Genomic DNA, 19,684 nt, shown 5'->3' with positions numbered 1-19,684 from the left:
AAATAATTTTTAATCTTATTGTAGAAATAATTTTAAAATTAAAAACACATTTTATAAATTATTGGGCTACATTAGTATAGAGTAAATGTAATTAGATAAGTTATTACAATCAACTTTACTTTAAAAGTATAAAGATCTAGTTTGGAATAGTAATTTGAGAAAACTATTTCCAATCTTTTAAATACAAAGGATCGAAATAGGCAACATCTTCAAATATAGTTTGTTGGAATTTTTTATAGGAGAGATCAACCATATTTTTTGCTTGAGGATAAGCATTAATAAAGGTAGCGTTTTCCAAAGGAAATGAAGTTTCTTTCAAGAAATTTTCAGTTTTTTCAACAGCATCTCCAACAAAGAGTACTTTCTTTGAACTTATTTGTTCAAAAGATTTTTCATTTAAAACATGAGCATGAGTCTTAATTAGATATTCACCTTTTTTATTTAGGACTGACGTGTAAATTTCCATCCTTCTCGCATCAATAACAGGGATAATATAATCGTACTCGGAATTTAAATAGGGAACGGCTAAAATATATAAAGAGTTTATGGAGATTAGTGGGATATCATTTCCAAAACAAAACCCTTTGGCTGATGCTAATCCTATACGTAAACCCGTATAAGATCCGGGGCCTTTTCCTACAGAGACGGCGTGGATATCTGAAAGTGCTAATTCTGCACCTTCAAGTACCCATTGAATAAATAAATGAAGATTTTCGCTATGTTTATAATCTTGGGGTATTTCTTCACAATATGAATTTATTTTACCGTCAGTTCCAATCGCTACCGAACAGTTTTTTGAAGAGGTTTCTATATGAAGAATGTTGATGGCCATTACTGTTTTTTCTTTTTCTTACGGTAATTTACAACTAATTGAATGATAATGGCAACTATTCCAATGCAAAAATAAACGATCGCAAAAAAATTATTTTGTGAGGGATCACCTTGCGAGCGGTTATACCAGAAAAACGAACGGATAATAAAATAAATACCAATTATAAATGCTATAAAATTTGCAATCTTTTTTTTCATCGTAATAGTAGTTTTACTTATTTTTTTATGCGTATGCGCGTTTTACATACAAGACTAAAGTAATTATACCAAAAATAATATTAGGGAGCCATACTGCAAACCAAGAAGGTAAAATTCCTTTGGAAGAGAAAACTTGTAAGGCTTGGAAAGAAAATATATATAAAAAAGCACAGGATATACCAATCGCCAAATTTATTCCTAAACCGCCTCTTTTTTTGGTTGAAGAAAGAGATAAGGCAAGGAAGGTAAGAATAACTACAGCTACAGATGAGCTGGTTCTTTGATGAAGCTCATTAAGATAGATATTTACATTATTAGCACCTCTCATCTTTTCTTTTTTTATAAATTCTCTTAATTCAGGAGTATTCATAGTTTCTGCTACAAAGGCTTCAGGCAGTAATTCATCAGGAGTAAAATTAAAATGTTTTTTTAACGTATTTCCGTTTTTTAAAGATACTATATTTCCATTAGAAGACATTTCCTTTTCGTAATAGTTGCCTAAGACATAAGTATTGTCTTCTTCAGACCAATAAATTTCAGCAGAACGTAATTCATGCAGCAATATTCTTTTTTCATTAAATTTCTGATATAAAAATCCCGTTCCTCTCTTCATTTGACGATTATAACTGTTAACGAAAATATATTCTGTAGGAGATATTTGTGCAGATATATTTTGATTGGCCATATAGGCATCTTTTTTGTTTCCGGTAAGAATTTTTACATTAAACTCATTCTTTTTAATGTTTGCCCAAGGAAGAAGAAAATGATTGGTCATAAAAGAACCTAACGCAATCATGATTCCCACGATAAAATAGGGGCGTGAAAATCTGAAAAAACTGGTCCCTGAGCTGGTTATGGCAACAATTTCCGTATTATTTGCCATTCGAGAGGTAAAATAAATTACTGAAATAAAAACCAGTATGGATGCAAAAACATTTACTGCCCAAATAACATAAAACGGATAATATAATTTTAGGGTATCCAATACGGAAAATCCGTTTTCGCTGAATTCCTGATAATGACTTTGAATATCAATAATCACAAAAACAGCAATTAAAAGAAGCAGCATGAAAAACAAGGTTCCCAGAAAGTTTCGAATAATATACCGGTCTAAAATAGTAATCATAATCTGTTTCTTAGCTGCGGAATGACCGATTTTTTCCAACTTGTAAAATCACCTTCTACAATATGTTTACGAGCGGTTTTAACCAAGTCTAAATAAAAAGCAAGATTATGTACAGAAGAAATTTGTTTTCCTAAAAATTCATTAGCAGAAAACAAATGCCTTAGATAGGCTTTGGAGTAATCATGGTCAACAAAAGCAGTACCTTTAGGGTCCAGTTCGGAAAAATCATCCGCCCATTTTTTGTTTTTAATATTAATAACGCCATCCCAGGTAAATAGCATACCGTTTCGGGCATTTCGAGTAGGCATTACACAGTCCATCATATCAATACCTAAAGAAATGGATTCCAAAATATTCCATGGAGTACCTACACCCATTAAATATCTCGGTTTTTCAAGAGGCAAAATATCGGTTACCAAATCGGTGATACGATACATTTCTTCTTCCGGTTCTCCAACGCTTAACCCACCAATAGCATTACCATCCGCATTGACAGAGGAAATAAATTCTGCTGAAAATTTGCGTAAATCATCGAAGGTACTTCCTTGTACAATAGGGAATAAATGTTGTTTATAATTATAAAATTCCGGATTTTCATCACACCATTTCACACAACGTTTAAGCCATTTATGCGTAATTTCCAATGAATTTTTAGCATAGGAATAATCGCAAGGATAGGGGGTACATTCATCAAATGCCATAAAGATATCCCCTCCGATATATCGTTGGATTTCCATAGATTTTTCAGGTGTAAAAAAATGATACGATCCGTCAATGTGCGATTTAAATTTTACTCCTTCTTCTTGGATTTTACGAGTTTGAGAAAGAGAAAATACTTGATAACCGCCACTATCTGTAAGGATAGGACGATCCCAATGGATAAATTTATGTAACCCGCCGGCCTTGTATAATATATCGGTGCCCGGTCTTAGATATAGATGATAAGTATTTCCTAAAATGATCTGGGCTTTAATATCTTCTTTAAGTTCTCTCTGATGTACTGATTTTACAGATCCAACCGTTCCAACCGGCATAAAAATAGGGGTTTCTATTTTTCCGTGATCAGTTTGCAAAATACCTGCTCTTGCTTTAGAATTTTTATCCTTAACGTTGCTACTAAAAAACATAAATGCAAATATATAAACTGATTTAAGAAATATTCTAAAAAAGGATGTTTTTTAACATTTAAGATAACCTATAAATTTTAACTATTTTTGATTTTTAAATTTTGCGTTCGATATTTAACTAGAGTATTCATGGATAAAGATTGATAAATTTTATATATTTGTAAAATTGTAATCATTTTATCTTTAAAAGATTAAAGAAGTCATGATGATAATGCTTTTTTAATATGATGTTTTAGTGATAATTCACAACTTTAATTATTACAATGAAGTATACTTAGTGTTGTGAATTGCTTTAAATTTTATTAGATATACCGAGTTTTCATAATAACAATTAGTGAACAACTTGATGTGAGAATATTGTGAACGCTTTTAGGTAATTTAAATCATAATGGTATAAATCAATCGCAAGTACCCGTAAGGGTTGGAAAATATGTAATGTTGTGAATTGATTTCAAATTTTATTAGATATAGAAATATATTATTGACTTTTAAATGGGTATTTATTTTTTTGTTTTGTATAGTTTTCAAAATTAATTGAATAGTACCCTATAGGTCAATTTAACTTTCGATTAATCCATCCATCAGATTCAGTTTACATTTAGGTGAAATTAGTCAACCTTGTTTTTTTTATTGTTTAACTTATTTTAGTAGTTTCTAATCAATAACATTATTTTTTTCATTTTGGAATTCATTTAAAAACTTACCATACAAAGTCTGCACTATCTAAAGTATAATGACTGTCTTCCGCAGCATAATTTAAACTTTCTCCTTTTAAAGCTTCTTTTTAATCTGAGCATGATTCTTCTCGAGATGTTGCAAAAAAATGAGCTTTCCGAGCAAAAGTATCTAATCTAAAATTATCTTTATTATTAAAAGCTTGTGCTAATTATTCAAATATTATTGTATTTTTACTCCATAGCATATGTGTTTTCAATATAATAAATTAGTAAATCTACTTTTTAATGTCGGAGATATTTAGCTCTCACGGGAATAACTATAGGTCCGCTTAAGTATTTTACACAATTTTTTACCAATTCAAACAAAGACGTTCTCTATCCTTTTCCTAAAATAGCCCCCTTACATTTAGTAAGTAGATATATCTTTAAGTGTGAGATAAAACGAAATGTCGTATAAATGGAATAAGTTTTTATAATTCTTTTTATTCACCAATATGAACAATTTTCCCCATATGATTCAAACGAACTTTAACGATATTTTTAACCCCACTAGGTCTTTCCCTCCTCCAGGTGATTCTTTTTAAATTTGCATCATTAAATTCAATGCCGGTTTCCAAATGATGTCTGAAATAATAATCTTTAGAGGCTAATTTTTGGACTCTGAATAAATGTTGGGAAATTAGATTTAAGTTTTTTTCATCATTGATATCTATATCATTCGGATTGAAATCTTCTGAAGGAAATAAAAACATCTCGTTTTGTTTCATGGTAAAAAGAAATTTCCAACCCAGGTTTTCATTATAGAACTTATCAATTACGGGAAGTCCTTGATTTACTTTTTCGACTGCTTCAAAAAAACTGACTATTTTTTCCTGTAGGTTTCCTTCTGCATCTTCATAAATAGCTACATGATGGTTATTTCCCGTACTCACAAAATCCACCGGAATAGGTTTGCCGTTTAAATCTAGGAGTTCATTTCCGAAATGGTCTTTTTTAGTATGAAGCGATTCCACATTACTAACTCCGATTATAGTTGCTGTTTTAATGCAGATTCCCTTTTCTTGGTTTAGCCAGATTGGTTTTTTTTCCAAATCTGAAAAGGCTTCTTTAGCATTTCCATGCGCTTCTTTTAATCGATTTTTTAGTATGTTTTGGGTGGTAGGATCCAATACTTTTTCAATAGTTTTTTCATTTTTAAAATTTTCGGGGGTAATAGCTTTTCTTATAGTATAAACTTTTTCAAACCATTGGATGGTAACTTTTTCAGGAATAGTATCGGCCGAATAAGCATTCAAAGAAATTGGTTTTTTAGTTACTGAATTTTTACCGGAAAAAGCTTTTTTAGGATCATTGAAATGATCATTCAATCGTTTTAATAAAGCATTTTTGTATATAGGATTTTGAACCATTGATACCGTCTCATAGTTACATTTTGAAGAAATCATTATTTCTTTAGTCCGGGAAATTTTTGACATCCCATAAATGGTTTCTTTATGTAAAGGGCCTCTTGGCGTAAGTTCAAGCTTGGGCGAATATCCCCCTTTTTTCTTAGGTTTATTTAAGTTTACAGTGGCTACCGTATTTTTAGTTTTGTATGAAACCAAAATTTCTTTTAATTGCTTTTCGACTTCTTGTCGAAAGTTTTGAGTTGGAAAAGTAAATCGAGAGGGGCTGCTTTCATTTTCATTAATTTTGTTGTATTTATATTTGATTTTCTTTTCAATAGCAATAATAGCTGCATGTCGTTTATGTTTTTCATCGTCCCGAGCATTCATATGATTTAAATATTGAATATGATTTCGGGATGTAAAAGCAACAAGTAAAGCATCGAGAGCTTGATGACGATGGTCATTTCCTTTGTTCCAATCGATGATCATTTCTTTATTTTCACCTCTTGAATTTTCAACCAACTTTGTAAGTCCGGCGTTACGGAATTTTTCAATATTCAACTCTTTCATAAGATCAGTTAAGTTCCAATCTTTACGTAATTTTGAAGTAATATCACTGCAAGTAGTAACCACATCGGGAGCAATTTCAAAAAGGATTTCCTTAATTTTTCCAACAATATATGGTGTATCTTTCAACTCTCTGTTGATAAAACTTTCTCCTATTTCGGAGCCTTTTTTACGTAAGTTTTTATATTTGGTTTCGGAAATAGCTCCTTTCTTATATAATTCTGAAATTACATTTTGAAAGCGTTCTTCTTTCTCTTTTCCTTGATTTGATAAGTAATCGAAAGCAGTTAAATTACTTTTTTCAAGGTTTGCTTGTCTGGGAACCAGTACTTTATTGGAAAATCTGTCATCAAATACTTTGGATTGCGGGATGATATGGTCAACGTCATAGCTATTTGTAAAAAGATAATCTTTATTTATAGAAGTATGAGTATATAAATCGTTAAAACCGTTTGCTTCCAATTCTAAATATAATCGATAGCGAATTATATCGTTCTTAGAGGGATTCGAAACATTAAATTCTTTTTTTAGTATTTCTGAATATTTTTGATATCGAATTTTAGCAGCATCTCTATTTTTTGAAATTTTCTCTCGCTCTTTAGCGTTTTTTTTGAGCTCTTTTGCTGATTCAAGGCGTATTTCATCAAATGCACCATATTCACCTATTAATGAATTTACCAGGTTAATTAATTGGTTTATGACTTTTTCCACTACAGGACTTCTCAAAGAATTTTTAGGTAAAATTTCGAGTCGATCTTTTAATTTGCGGTAATTACTTTCCTCACAAGATAGGTAATGTTTAGAATTTTGATATCCCGCCAATATGCAAGCTTTACTAAAAGTATTTTCTTTACAATAGGGAAAAATTTTTCGCATAGCCTTACTACTTAAATTACCATATTCTGAATCATATGAGATAGAAGCAAAGAGTTGTGCATATTCCTTTTTAAATCCGAATTTAGTAGTTAACAGTTCCAACAATTTATCATTTCCCGAGGTAGAATTGTCCTCTTCATAAGAATATATTAGATGCCAAAGTTGATATGCGCTTTGATTCTCAAATTCAGGATTTGGAAGCAACGGGTCAAAATCTAATATAGAAGTAGAAATAGAACATGTTTCAAAAACAGATTTTACTATTTCTTTGATTTCGGCGGCAGGGATTTTACTGTCTCCCGGTTTTAATTCTTCTTGATCTTCCGGTATGTCTAAAAGTTCAAAAACATTATATCCTTCCATATCTAAAATTTTAAGATAAATTCGGTAAAGCTGTTCTTGAGTTCGATTTCCTTCCAGGTTCGTAAAATTGATTTTAGTTTCTTTAGAAGGTAATTTTAATAGGGATAAAACCTTTGGTCCGGATAGGTTTCCTTTAATATTCAGTTCTGTAAATAGTAATTCTTTTTCTTTTAACGTCAACGGACGATCGTTTCCTTCCTTTTTGATGAGAACATTACCAAGGCTTTGCCATATTTTAAACTGTTGGAAAAGAGGGGAGGACTTGGGGGCAACCTTCAAACCGATTTTTTTCTTTTTCTTTTTTCCGTTTTTACTTATTTCAATTTCTTGGTTTTCAAATTCACAAAGACTAATTAATCTTTTTTGGGAACGAAGTTTACGTTGGTAAAAGATAACGGAATCTCGAATCTTTTTTTTTAGCTCAGGAGTAAGTTGAGGGTAGAATTGCGCTTGAGTTTCCCATATTTGCTCAAACTCATCAAGATAGTCTTGTCTCAAAAATACTTGATTTTTTAATTTGGTATGAATATTTTTTTCTACTTGAGAAAAAAGATTTTCGCCTATTGTCTGTTGGTTGAAATATAGCTCTTTACTTCGATCACTAATTGCGCCTAAATATCCGCTGGAATTAGCAATATGGTTATTTATTTCAGCCAAAACATAGGCTATTTCTTCAAGGGTTATTTTTTCCGAGACTGCTTGGTTTCTCCATTTAAAGGCTTGTAACTTTTTTTCATCTCTTTTCCCTTTATTTATGGCGATTCTGATTCCATATTTTTTTAGAAATAAAGCGGCAGTTGCTCTTTGTCCTTTTCCTTCCAGCTCTTTTTTTAAATCTTCGGTCATAATATCGGGATAAAATTTTTTTTGAAAATCCCATAATGCAGACCATTCCTTTTCTAAATCAGAACGGTAAAAGTCCGGAGTTTGTTTTTTTCCTTTTCTAATAAGTTGGTAAGTATATTGTCCGGGAGTTAACTTTTTTTCATATAAAAGCTTAGCGATCTCCATTCCGTCTATTGCCTTCCCATCCTCATTGTTTTTTACTTTTCGACTGCTTTTATACCCTCTCTTTTTGTTTATATGAAGTAAAACCCTGGCTAATTCTTCCAGCTCTATTCTTTCTTTTGTTGCTTTTGCTCGATTTTTTAAGGTTTCGAAAGAGGTAAATTTACCTTTTTCTGTCAAAGAAGAGTTGGATGTAATAATTTGGTTTTGAAGTAGCAATGCGATTAAGTTATTTCTTCTCAGCTTAAAACGTTGAAGATTTCTTCTAGCGCTTCTTGCTGAAGATCTTTCTGCATTGGGTGTTACAGACAATCCTTTCTCAAAATTATTCTTTTCATCTTTGGTTATAGGAATCACCCGCACCCCTAATTTGGTAATAGTATTTAAATTTGGATTTTCTTCATTTTCATGGACAACAGCCCAGCCAATAGAAGATACTCCTACGTTCAGGCCAAGAATTTTCTTAAAAGACATAATGATCTATTTGGTTTTAGTAATTATTCAATAAAAGTATAAACTAATTAGAAATAAAAAAAATGTATATTTATGATGAATTAGTTTAATTTATTGATTATATTTGAAGCGAATAAAATTTGAAAGCAATTCACAATAAGGATTATTCCGTTGTGAAAACATTAAAGGCGGGAATTATCTCGCTTTTTTTATTGGTGTCTAGGTGATTTTATGCTGTTATAGTAGATGGTATTTTTTAAGGATAATTATATAGAATAATTTATTTTAAATTAAACTTATTTAATTTCTTTAATAAGAATAGTATAAACCGGAAAATGATCACTATATCCTCCGGTATAATTATCATTAGAAAAAGTACGGTAGGGATAGCCTTTATAAGGTCCTTCTTGTGTAACTAAATAAAATGGCGCAAACACATTCATTTTATAAAAGTGATAACCTTCCTGATCTGTAACAAGGGCAGCAGACATAATTTGTTGATCGAAAAAGCTAAATGAATCTTGATAGGTAATAGTTCCCAATCCTTTTTTAAATAAGTTCTCTGCGGGATTATAATAAGAACTGGTTGTTACGTTTTCTTTTTTAGATACCGTATTTAACCCTTTTTTAATACTTGGGCTGGTGCAATCATCATTAAAATCACCCATAGCTACTATTTTTGCCTTTGGGTTGATGCTTATTAGGCTGTCCATTGCTTGTTTTAAGACTTTGGCAGCCGCCATCCTTTTGGGAAGACTTCTTTGTTCACCTCCTCGTCGGGAAGGCCAATGATTGACGAAGAAATACATTTTTTCACCTTCTAACAGACCTTCTACCAGTAGTATATCGCGTGTATAATTTTTATAACCTTCTTGTCTGGGTAAATTTATTAACAGCTTTTGTTTATTTAGGGGGATAAACCTTGTTTTGTTATATAATAAGCCAACGTCAATGCCTCTTTCATCGAAAGAATTAAAATGAATAAATTCATAATTTCCTCCTCTTTTATTGATGGCTTCGCATAGATCATTCAATACATGCTCATTTTCAATTTCACATAAACCAATGATGACCGGCATAGATTGAGTTTCGGCTTTACCGGTTTCGGATATAACTCGGCTGATGTTATTGATTTTTTCTTTATATTTCTTTGAATTCCAACGTTTCGAACTTTTGTAATGGAATTCATCGGTTAAAATATGCTTTCTGATTACCTTTTTTCCTTTTAGTTTATTGAAGGATAGTTCACCTCTGTACATCTCATATCCGGATTGTAAAGCTTCATCTTCGGATACGCTTATTTGATACTTTGGATCATTAGGATCTAGGGTGCCGTTAATAAGATCAGCAGATGGAATGGTGTCATAGAGATTTTCTACGTTATAGAACATAACGGTTGCTGATTTATATCGTATTTGTGCTTCAATAGGGGTATTAGCAGGTAATAAAAAAATAAAAACAAATATATTTCTTAAAAATATACGCATAGATCCGCTTTTTTTATATTAACAAAACTAAAAATAAATAATTATATTTGCTTCAATAGGCTTCTTGAAATTACTAAAAGATGATGAAATTTAAGTTATTGTATTGGATACTTTTTGTAAATCAGGTAATATTTGCGCAAACTATGATCTATGGTTATCTCAAAGGAGACCAGGATAAACCTTTAGATCAGGCTGTCGTTAGCTTAGGTGAAGATCGTTTGATACAATCCAAATCCGATAGGGTAGGATATTTTCAGTTTAAAGATGTAGCTGCCGGAACTTATCTAATCATCATTAATAGAGTAGGCTATGTGCCTTTAACTCTAACGGTAAAAGTTTTTCCTAAAGAAACGAGGAAAGATTTAGGAGTAATAAAATTAGAATATAATCCTTCTCAAGAGGATGAAGGTTTATTGACATTGATGGAAGATGATTTTTCGCCTGAAGAAGAGAGTTCTCAATCTATGACCGGAATAGGATTATTACAATCTTCTAAAGATGTATTTTCTAAAACCGCCTCTTTTGAATTAGGATCTTACTGGTTCAAAGTAAGGGGAATTGATAACAGTTATGCAAATATTATGTTTAATGGTATTCCGATGTCTAAAAATCATACAGGAAAACCTGATTTTGGAAATTGGGGAGGTTTAAATAATGTTATTAAATATCCTTACGAATTAGCGGAAAATAATACCATCTCTGATTATTCTTTCAGCAATTTGGGAGGAACAACTTATTACGATACACGATCTTCTTCTTACAGGAAAGGATTTCAGCTTACCTATTCTTTTTCAAATCGTACGTATCAACATAGAATCATGACGACGTATTCCTCGGGAATGCTTCCGTCGGGATGGGCATTTACTTTTTCAGGTTCCAGAAGATGGATGGAAGAAGGAGTAATTGATGGGACTTATAATAATTCCTATGCATATTTCGCATCCCTGGAAAAAAAAATCAACGATAATCACAGACTAAATCTTACTGCATTCGGTGCCCCTACAAGAAAAACAGGAATTAGTCCTAATACACAAGAAGTATATGATATAAGAGGTAAGAATTATAATTCATATTGGGGCTGGCAAGATGGAGATAAAAGAAATGAAAGGGTAAAAAGAATTTTTGAACCGATATTTATGTTAACTCATTACTGGAATTTAAGCGATAAATCAAAGATAACAACAACAGCCTCATATCAATTTGGATATAATAAAAGTTCCCGTCTAAATAGGTATGAAGCCGATAATCCAACTCCAACTTATTATAAAAATTTACCTAGTTACTGGCTTAGTCAGGAAAATATGACGGAATATGAAAATTTTCTTCATGCTTGGGAGACTAATGATCTCAACGTTACTCAACTCGACTGGGGATATTTATATAATACAAATTATCATGCTCCAACATATCAAGATCCCTACAGCGGGCAAATAGGCAGAAGGGCTTCCTATTTCCTGGTGGATGATGTTTATAAAGATAAAACCTTTAATGCTGCCACTCATTTGCAGACTTTTTTGAGCGATAATTGGAAATTATTTCTCAATATAAATTATCAAAATTTAGTTTCAGATAATTATAGAGAGGTAAATGATTTATTGGGAGCAGATTTTGTTGTAAATAAAAGTTCATTTATAAAGGGTGATGGTTCCGGTTCATCTACCGATGATTATAACAGCTTAAAACCGGGTAGTGTAGCAAGGAAAGGCGAGAAAACGGAATATGATTACCGAATGTTCAGGCAGGAAATAACGGGAAATGCTACCTCAAGAGTAACCTTAAACCATTGGGAGATGGCAGTATCTTTATTATTCGGTTGGAATGAAGCCTATAGAAACGGAAAATTTAAACACGGATTATATCCGAATAATTCGTACGGAAAATCTAATAAAGCCAATTTTACAGAATTGGGTCTTAGAACAGGAATAACTTATAAGATTAATGGAAGAAATTTCATTATAGTAAACTCCGCCTATTTTGAGTCTTCACCAACTTTAAATGAAATTTTTGTGAATTCCCGATTAAATAATGATATAACACCTCATATATCCAATCAAAGAATAAATACAAATGATTTAACATATATTTTAAGGTCTCCTTCTGTGAAAGCCAGGATTACCGGATACTATACAAAGATAAAAGATGCGGTAGAAATAACACGTTATTATGCTAAAGGAGTTGGTTTAGATGAAAGTGAAGACGCGTTTGTTTCAGAAGTTTTAGCAGGTGTTGAAAAAGACTATTTGGGTTCTGAAATAGGATTGGAATGGAAATTAACACCATCTTTAACCCTCTCCGGAATAGCATCTGTAGGACAATATACGTATAAAAATAATCCTAATTTGTACATACTTAGTGATAATTCACCGGGTGTACATGATTACGGATCTTCTTTCATTAAAAATTATAAGATTACCGGAACACCGCAAAAAGCATATGTTGTAGCAATTAAATATGATTCGCCTAACTATTGGTGGGTAGGAGTTAGTGGTAATTTCTTACAAGATAATTATTCGAATATATCTTCTCTATCAAGAACCAAAAACTTTGTTATGAAAGATGATGCTTTTCCTTATGAGGGAGCTACTCAAGAAAATGTTAAATCTATAGTAAAACAGAAGCAATTTCAAGATGTTTTTATGTTAAATGCTTCCCTGGGTAAATCTCTTAAAATGGGTAAGTATTCCCTGGGTTTAAGTGCTTCGGTAAATAATATTTTAAATGAAAGAGGATATGTTACCGGATCATTTGAACAAGGAAGATATTCCAATTATGAACAATTGGAAAAAGATAAATCGTTGGCCTATCCGCTTTTTGACAATAAGCTTTTTTACGATAGAGGCAGATCGTATTTCATAAACGTTTCTTTTAGATTTTAAATTAATGCTGAAATAAACGATAAATTTTAAAATTGATAAAATGATTAAAAATAGTGTACTATTTATATTTATATCTTGGTTTCTCTTGGCCTGTGTACATGATGATGATTATAAAAATCCCTCAGTAAATCAAGGTCGGCTAATGCAAGCAACTGTATACATTTCTGATCTTTTAAAAACAGCTCCTGTTTTTACCGGAAAAAATGGTATAGAGGCAAAAGCTTTTACAAATGGCGAAATTTTAGAGGGCTATGTTATTTCAACAGATCATGCCGGAAATTTTTATAAAAATTTATTTTTAGTTACTGAAGACGGAACTCAAGGGATTGTACTCAGCATTAATAAATCCAGCTTATATACTTATTATCCGCTTGGGTCTAAACTATATATTAAATTAGATGATCTCTATTATGGAAAGCAAAACGGTATGGTTCAGATTGGTATGCTTCCCACACAGCCGGAAAAATATATCGTCGATCAAATATCTCCTTCAATTATGAAATCGAATATTATGTTGGGTAAAGATCAAAAAAATGAAGAAGAATTGGTTATTAAAAGAAATTCAGCCGGTAAATTATTAACGGCTAAAGAGGTCAATAATAACGAAACATATTTGTGTACCTTGGTTGAAATTAGCAGAGTAGAATTTAATGAACCGGGTAAGACATTTGTAAGAAACAATTCAAGCACTGACAATCAGGTAAATACTATAAATCTCAATTATTTTGCTATACCTGTAAGTAATTATGCTTCTTTTGCGGGATATAAAATTCCCTATGGAGAGGGTAAATTGAGAGGAATTATGACCCGATATGATGGGATGTATAAAACCTATAGATTGAACCTGAGAACTATAGAAGATGTCAAAAATTTTCCACTTACTCAACCTTTTTTTATTGAAACTTTTAATAAGGTTTCAAATGTATCCGTAAGACCTAAAATAAATAATGCAATCGGTTTTGATAATTCTCAATCGGTCACCTATAGTGATCCTTATGGAAAAGCAGATATTAGGACTTCTGGAAGTTCATTTCCTTCTCCATTAGTATGGTTTCCGGCAAATACGAATGCCTCATTAATTATAGACCATATCAATACATCTGGTCATAAACAAATGGTTTTATCGTTTAAACTTAATGTAGGCATTTTTAATTCATTGGATATTGGCTTTGTGGATGATTTAATAGTGAAATGTAATGATGTTGAAGTAGAGCTGCCCCATATTGCTTTAGATGTAAGCAACAATAAAAATACATTTTATACTGTGCGAATTCCTATTCCGGATGGTACTCAAAAAATTGAATTTTTTGGATCAGCAAGTAAAAATAAAAAAGGAATTAGGATTGATACGATACAATTGGAAGATTAATTATTGAAATGATGAAATTAAAATACATATATTCACTTATAATAATTGGATTGGTAATTAAAGGATTTCTTATCTCCTGTGTTGATAATGATGACTATTCAACGCCACCGATTCCTCCAAGCGGATTTTTTAAAGAAACTTTTAATAAGGTAACAAAAGTCAAGGGAGGAATAATTATTTCAAGTCCATGGCCTAAAATATCTGCGGTTACTAATTTTGATGGAGAAGCAGTAGGAGCAGTTTATTCGGATTCATTTAAACTGGCTGATATAAGAAAATTAAACGGATCCAGTGAAATTGCCAAGAAAGAATTTTTTATATGGTTCCCGGCAAACAAAGAATCATCTTTAATGATAAGTAATATCCCATTAGGAAACCGGAAAAATATAGCCTTGAGATATAATTTCAATGCAAATATTTATAACTCAGATGATATTTCTAATACAAACAAGCTAAGAATTAGATTTAATGAGAAAGAGCTGACATTACCCGATATTGAACTCAATGCCTTCAACAATAGAAACAAATATAAAGGCGTAATGATCAGAATTCCGGATGAAATTTTAAAAGAAATTTCAACCTTAGAATTGATTAGTGAAGCGGCAAGTAATGATAGAGGTTTTAGAGTTGATGATATTGAATTGGTTGAGAATTTTCCGAATTTTGAATAAAGTCAAATAATATACAAACTGTTTTTTATAAACTATTTTAATTGGAATAATTTTGTATATTTAGTAGGTAAATTCTTTAAAAATAGTATATGCAAAAAACAGCTTTAATTACAGGGGCTACTTCAGGTATAGGTCAAGCTACGGCGAAAATATTCGCTGAAAATGGAATCAATCTTATACTCTGTGGAAGAAGAAAAAGTAGATTGGACGATATAAAAAAAGCATTGGAAGATAAAGTGAAAATAACCACTCTTTCATTTGATGTTGGAAATAGAGAAGCGGTATTTTCTGCAATAGAAAGTTTGTCGGATCAAAATAAGAAAGATATAAATATATTAGTAAATTGTGCAGGAAATGCCCATGGATTAGACACATTTTTGGATTCTTCAATTGATGATTTTGATTCGATGATAGATTCGAATGTTAAGGGACTTCTGTATGTATCCAAAGCTGTTGTGCCTATTTTAGTTGCCAACAAAGGAGGACATATAATTAATATAAGTTCTATTGCAGGAAAGGAAACCTATCCAAAAGGAACGGTTTATTGTGCAACTAAACATGCCGTGGAGGCAATCAGTAAAGGAATGAGAATGGATTTGTTAACTCAAGGGATAAAGGTTACCAATATTGCTCCGGGTGCTGTTGAAACTGAATTTTCCTTGGTTCGATTTAAAGGAGACCAAAAAAGGGCAGATGCTGTATATCAGGGATTTGAGCCTTTAGTCGCAGAAGATATAGCGGACGCTATCTATTATGCAGTATCAAGACCTGATCATGTACAAATTGCGGATATGACCATATTTCCGAAAGCTCAAGCTTCCGGAACGTTATTTGACAGAAAATAATTTTTTAGTTACTTATTTTCATACCAGATATTCCAGGCATGATCAGCTTGTAAATGGAGCATTTCCAATCCATTTTTAGTTTGTGAACCTGCTTTTTTTCCCAGTTGTAACAATTTAGTTTCTTCCGGATTGTATATCAAATCATAAATTAAATGTTCAGGGGTAAAAAAATGAGTGGGTACAGGGGGACAATCATCTATATTAGGATAAGTTCCTACCGGTGTTGTATTTATAATTAAATTGTGAGATGAAATTATTTCTTGGGTTAATGAGCTATAAGTATTTATTCCGTTTCGGGAGATGATTGTATAAGGTATGGAAAGATGGTGTAAAATATAAGCGACCGCTTGTGAAGCTCCACCGTTACCGAGAATTAAAGCCGATTGGTGATGAGGTTTTAATAAAGGAACTAATGAGTTTTTAAAACCGATTGCATCGGTATTATAACCAATCCTTTTTTTACCTTTAATTTTAACCGTATTAACAGCTCCAATTTTTTCAGCCTCAGGACTTAATTCATCTAGAAAATCTAGTATATCTTTTTTATAAGGAATGGTAACATTAAAACCGAGTAAATCTGGCGTGTTAAAAAGTTTTGAAATATCATTTTTGGAAGGAATATCAAATATTTTATAGGAAAAATCTTTTAATCCCAGTAGTTTAAATTTTTCCGTGAAATAATTTTTGGAAAAAGAATAAGAAATATTTTTTCCTAATAAACCTAAAATCATATTTTTTTAAACTTGAAGTTACTAACAAATATATAAAAACCCGAGTTTATATTATACAAATTAAATAAAGATATGTATTTTTGCAGCGTTCAATCCATATTGGATGTTTATCGAACCAAGTAATCGAATATGAAAAAAATAATTATTGTCATAATAATTTTGTTTTTATTATTTTCGTTGGGATTAATTATTGTAGGCGTTCCTTATTACAAAAAATATTACAGCTCAAATGTTATACAGGAAAAGCTTATATATATTCCAACTCGAGCTAGTTACCATCAGGTAAAAAAAATGATCGCTCCTTATCTTAAAGACATTGAATCTTTTGACAAAGTAGCTTATGCCGAAAAATATCCGAATAAAATAAAAGCCGGGAGATATAAATTAAATGTAGGAGAAAATAATAAAGATTTAATCAGACGTTTATTATTGGGCAAACAAGATGAAGTTCATTTAAGAATTAAATCATATGATGACATTTATGAATTGGCTTCCGACTTAGGTAAACATTTAGAGGACGATTCTTTACATTTTATAAATTATTTTAAAAAACAAGCATCATTAAAAGGATATAATGATGTAGAAGAACTGAAAATATATTTCACTCCGGAAACCTATTATATGGACTGGAATACTTCACCGGAACTATTATTTTCAAGATTTGAAACTATTCATAACCGTTTTTGGAATGAAAAAAGAAAGGCAGAAGCCGATAACTTAGGGTTGTCTATTTTAGAAGTTTATACCTTAGCTTCCATAGTTCAAAGGGAATATGTAAATAAAGAAGAATTGCCCATCATCGCCAGCTTATATCTTAATCGTTTAAAAGAAAATATGAAATTACAATCGGATCCTACCGTTCAGTATGCAGAAAGAAAGGTATATGGTTTTAAGGTTCAAATCAAGAGAGTAAAAAATGTGTCTATTGATTCTCCATATAATACCTATAAGTATAAAGGCTTACCTCCTTTACCTATTTGTATTCCTAATGATTTTGTAATCGATGCCGTTTTAAATCCGGCTAAAACTGAATATTTATATATGTGCGCTATTAGAAATACCGGCAGACATGCCTTTACTTCAAAACCGGAAGAACATATGAAAAATGCAAAAGCATATATAGAATGGTTAAACTCAATCAAAATAAACTAAAATAAATATTATGAAATTAAATTTGCTTAGTAAGTATAGAACTTTATTGATGGGTGTTGCCATTTTATGGGTCATGTTTTTCCATTCGCATGTGCAGGTAGGTACATCAACATTTTTTGAATTCTTTAAGCGTATAGGTTATGGAGGGGTGGATATTTTTATATTAGTATCCGGTTTTGGAGTCTATTTTTCAATCCATAATGATGATTCAATAAGACATTTTTATAAAAAAAGAGCGTTACGTATATTACCTTATTACTATCCAATTGTTATAATAGTAACTATTATAGCGATAAAATTGGGAATTTGGAATACAGATTCATTATTTTATAATTTAACTACCTTAGGCTACTGGAGAAATGTGGGTTTAGGAAAAATATACGATTGGTATATACCGGCACTTATATTTTTATATTTGGTAACGCCATTATATTATAAATTTTTTAAAATTAACAAGAATGTTACTACTATATTTGCTATTATAGCAGCATATGTTTTTAGCTATTCTACTAATGGGAATTATGATTATCTTTATAATTTAACTTTTAGAATTCCTCATTATGTAATAGGATTTTGGTTAGCCGATTTCTTAATTAGAAATAAGGAATATGAATTAAACAAATTTACAATAGTTTTATGTGCATTAAGTCTAATAGCAGGAGTAAGCTTTCTTTATTATTTTTATTATTATACTCCCTATTTTGAACAATATGGAATTTATGTGGCTCCTTTTATTCTTATAACATTCCCATTGTGTATGTTCTTATGTTATTTCTTTTCTTTATTTAAGTCGTATAAATTTCCTATTCTCACTTTTTTTGGAATTCACAGTCTTACCTTATTTATTTTCCACGAAAAAATCTTATTCTTATTTTATCTGTTTTTGCCTTCAAATATTCAAGATATTTGCGCATTTATTGTAACAATTATTTTGGCGTATATTTGGCAAAAATTAGTTGACAATATTGTTAATAAGATAACTATAAAGAAAAAAACTTTCCAATAGGAAAGTTTAATATTATAATAATTAAAGCATTTTTAAAGTATTAACTTCGAGGTCTGTGAGAATTCTCCAGTAACCTCGTTTTAATGCTTTTTTTGTTAATCCGGCAAACATTACCCGATCGAGCTTTTCTACCTCATATCCTAACCTTTCAAACATTCTTCGAATTATACGGTTCCACCCGATATGGATTTCAACCCCTACTTCGTTTTTTGGAGCTCCTTCAATATAGGATATCTTGTCAACCTTAGCTACTCCCTCTTCAAATCGTAAACCTTCCAACAATTTGCCAAAATCTTCAACCGAAACTTTTTTATTTAATGTGACATGATAAATCTTTTTAACTTCATGGGAAGGATGGGTTAATTTTTTAGTAAGATCTCCATCATTGGTTAAAAGAAGTACACCGGTGGTTTGCCTATCCAATCGGCCAACAGGATACAAACGATAAGGAGAAGCGTTGGCAACTAGATCTAATACGGTCTTTCTGGCCTTTTCATCCTTAGTGGTTGAAATATAACCTTTGGGTTTATTCAAAAGTACGTATACATTTTTCTCAGGACGAATATATCTCCCGTCAAAAAATACTTCATCGCCCGGTTGTACTTTATACCCAAATTCTGTAATAATTTTTCCGTTAACTTCAACAACTCCATTTTGAATAAATATATCCGCTTCTCTTCTGCTGCAAACTCCTGAATTTGCTATATATTTATTAAGTCTTGTTCCGTCATTTTCTTTAGGAGTTTTAGGTAATCTTTTTCTAAATGGAGCAGTTGATGCAAATCGTTTTTTATCCTCGAATTTATTTTTTTTACCGGGTTTATTTTCCTTTTTATCATTGGCTTTGAAATATTCTTTTTTATGAGACTTTTCATTTCTTCCAGAGCCTCTTCTGTCGTATGATTTATTATTTTTCATCTGTTACAAATCTAT

Annotated in this window: 14 protein-coding genes; 6 read left to right on the top strand and 8 right to left on the bottom strand. The window is 31.2% G+C overall.

Going from position 1 to position 19,684, the window contains the following annotated elements; genetic code table 11:
• Positions 1-163: 163 nt before the first annotated feature.
• The 6 genes from tsaB to C4S75_RS00865 all read right to left on the bottom strand — a co-directional run bounded on the left by tsaB (position 164) and on the right by C4S75_RS00865 (position 10,101).
• The gene (gene tsaB / locus C4S75_RS00885; protein ID WP_105296601.1) at positions 164-826 is read right to left on the bottom strand and encodes a tRNA (adenosine(37)-N6)-threonylcarbamoyltransferase complex dimerization subunit type 1 TsaB; all 663 of its coding nucleotides are present in this window, start codon (positions 824-826) and stop codon (positions 164-166) included.
• Positions 827-831: 5 nt separating this feature from the next.
• Entirely contained in the window at positions 832-1,029 is a 198-nt protein-coding gene (locus C4S75_RS10000) for a hypothetical protein (RefSeq protein ID WP_146105538.1), read from the bottom strand.
• Between the two features lie 25 nt (positions 1,030-1,054).
• A complete protein-coding gene (locus C4S75_RS00880) occupies positions 1,055-2,155 on the bottom strand; it encodes an LptF/LptG family permease (protein WP_105296600.1) in 1,101 nt (366 codons plus the stop codon).
• Positions 2,152-3,282, bottom strand: a complete 1,131-nt coding sequence (tgt, locus tag C4S75_RS00875; protein WP_105296428.1) for a tRNA guanosine(34) transglycosylase Tgt — start codon at positions 3,280-3,282, stop codon at positions 2,152-2,154. Before tgt ends, C4S75_RS00880 begins: the two co-directional genes overlap by 4 nt.
• 1,159 nt (positions 3,283-4,441) lie before the next feature.
• A complete protein-coding gene (cas9, locus tag C4S75_RS00870) occupies positions 4,442-8,635 on the bottom strand; it encodes a type II CRISPR RNA-guided endonuclease Cas9 (protein WP_105296427.1) in 4,194 nt (1,397 codons plus the stop codon).
• A gap of 275 nt (positions 8,636-8,910) precedes the next feature.
• On the bottom strand, positions 8,911-10,101 hold the full coding sequence (locus C4S75_RS00865; protein ID WP_105296426.1) for an endonuclease: 1,191 nt from the start codon (positions 10,099-10,101) through the stop codon (positions 8,911-8,913).
• 80 nt (positions 10,102-10,181) lie between these two features.
• Between C4S75_RS00865 and C4S75_RS00860 the strand changes: the two genes are divergently transcribed.
• The 4 genes from C4S75_RS00860 to C4S75_RS00845 all read left to right on the top strand — a co-directional run bounded on the left by C4S75_RS00860 (position 10,182) and on the right by C4S75_RS00845 (position 15,862).
• Complete coding sequence (locus C4S75_RS00860; RefSeq protein ID WP_105296425.1) at positions 10,182-12,977, top strand: TonB-dependent receptor; 2,796 nt, start codon at positions 10,182-10,184, stop codon at positions 12,975-12,977.
• 40 nt (positions 12,978-13,017) lie between these two features.
• A complete protein-coding gene (locus tag C4S75_RS00855) occupies positions 13,018-14,346 on the top strand; it encodes a DUF5689 domain-containing protein (RefSeq protein ID WP_146105537.1) in 1,329 nt (442 codons plus the stop codon).
• Positions 14,347-14,357: 11 nt separating this feature from the next.
• A complete protein-coding gene (locus tag C4S75_RS00850) occupies positions 14,358-15,017 on the top strand; it encodes a hypothetical protein (RefSeq protein ID WP_105296423.1) in 660 nt (219 codons plus the stop codon).
• A gap of 89 nt (positions 15,018-15,106) precedes the next feature.
• The gene (locus C4S75_RS00845) at positions 15,107-15,862 is read left to right on the top strand and encodes an SDR family NAD(P)-dependent oxidoreductase (RefSeq protein ID WP_105296422.1); all 756 of its coding nucleotides are present in this window, start codon (positions 15,107-15,109) and stop codon (positions 15,860-15,862) included.
• An 8-nt stretch (positions 15,863-15,870) separates the two neighbouring features.
• Here the strand turns inward: C4S75_RS00845 and C4S75_RS00840 are convergent, their stop codons facing one another.
• On the bottom strand, positions 15,871-16,593 hold the full coding sequence (locus C4S75_RS00840) for a shikimate dehydrogenase (protein ID WP_105296421.1): 723 nt from the start codon (positions 16,591-16,593) through the stop codon (positions 15,871-15,873).
• A gap of 129 nt (positions 16,594-16,722) precedes the next feature.
• Here C4S75_RS00840 and mltG point away from each other — a divergent pair, with 129 nt between their 5' ends.
• Positions 16,723-17,745: an endolytic transglycosylase MltG gene (gene mltG, locus C4S75_RS00835; RefSeq protein WP_105296420.1), complete on the top strand. Its 1,023-nt coding sequence runs from the start codon at positions 16,723-16,725 to the stop codon at positions 17,743-17,745.
• A gap of 10 nt (positions 17,746-17,755) precedes the next feature.
• Positions 17,756-18,751, top strand: a complete 996-nt coding sequence (locus tag C4S75_RS00830; protein ID WP_105296419.1) for an acyltransferase — start codon at positions 17,756-17,758, stop codon at positions 18,749-18,751.
• Between the two features lie 21 nt (positions 18,752-18,772).
• On the opposite strand, the gene C4S75_RS00825 is transcribed toward C4S75_RS00830, so the two are convergent.
• The gene (locus C4S75_RS00825; RefSeq protein WP_105296418.1) at positions 18,773-19,669 is read right to left on the bottom strand and encodes a pseudouridine synthase; all 897 of its coding nucleotides are present in this window, start codon (positions 19,667-19,669) and stop codon (positions 18,773-18,775) included.
• Between the last annotated feature and the right edge of the window lie 15 nt (positions 19,670-19,684).

Origin of the sequence: Apibacter sp. wkB309 (genome assembly GCF_002964915.1) — a bacterium.
Classification (GTDB): domain Bacteria; phylum Bacteroidota; class Bacteroidia; order Flavobacteriales; family Weeksellaceae; genus Apibacter.
The sequence above is the reverse complement of the archived record's forward strand: the minus strand, read 5'-3'. Positions and strand labels throughout refer to the sequence as shown.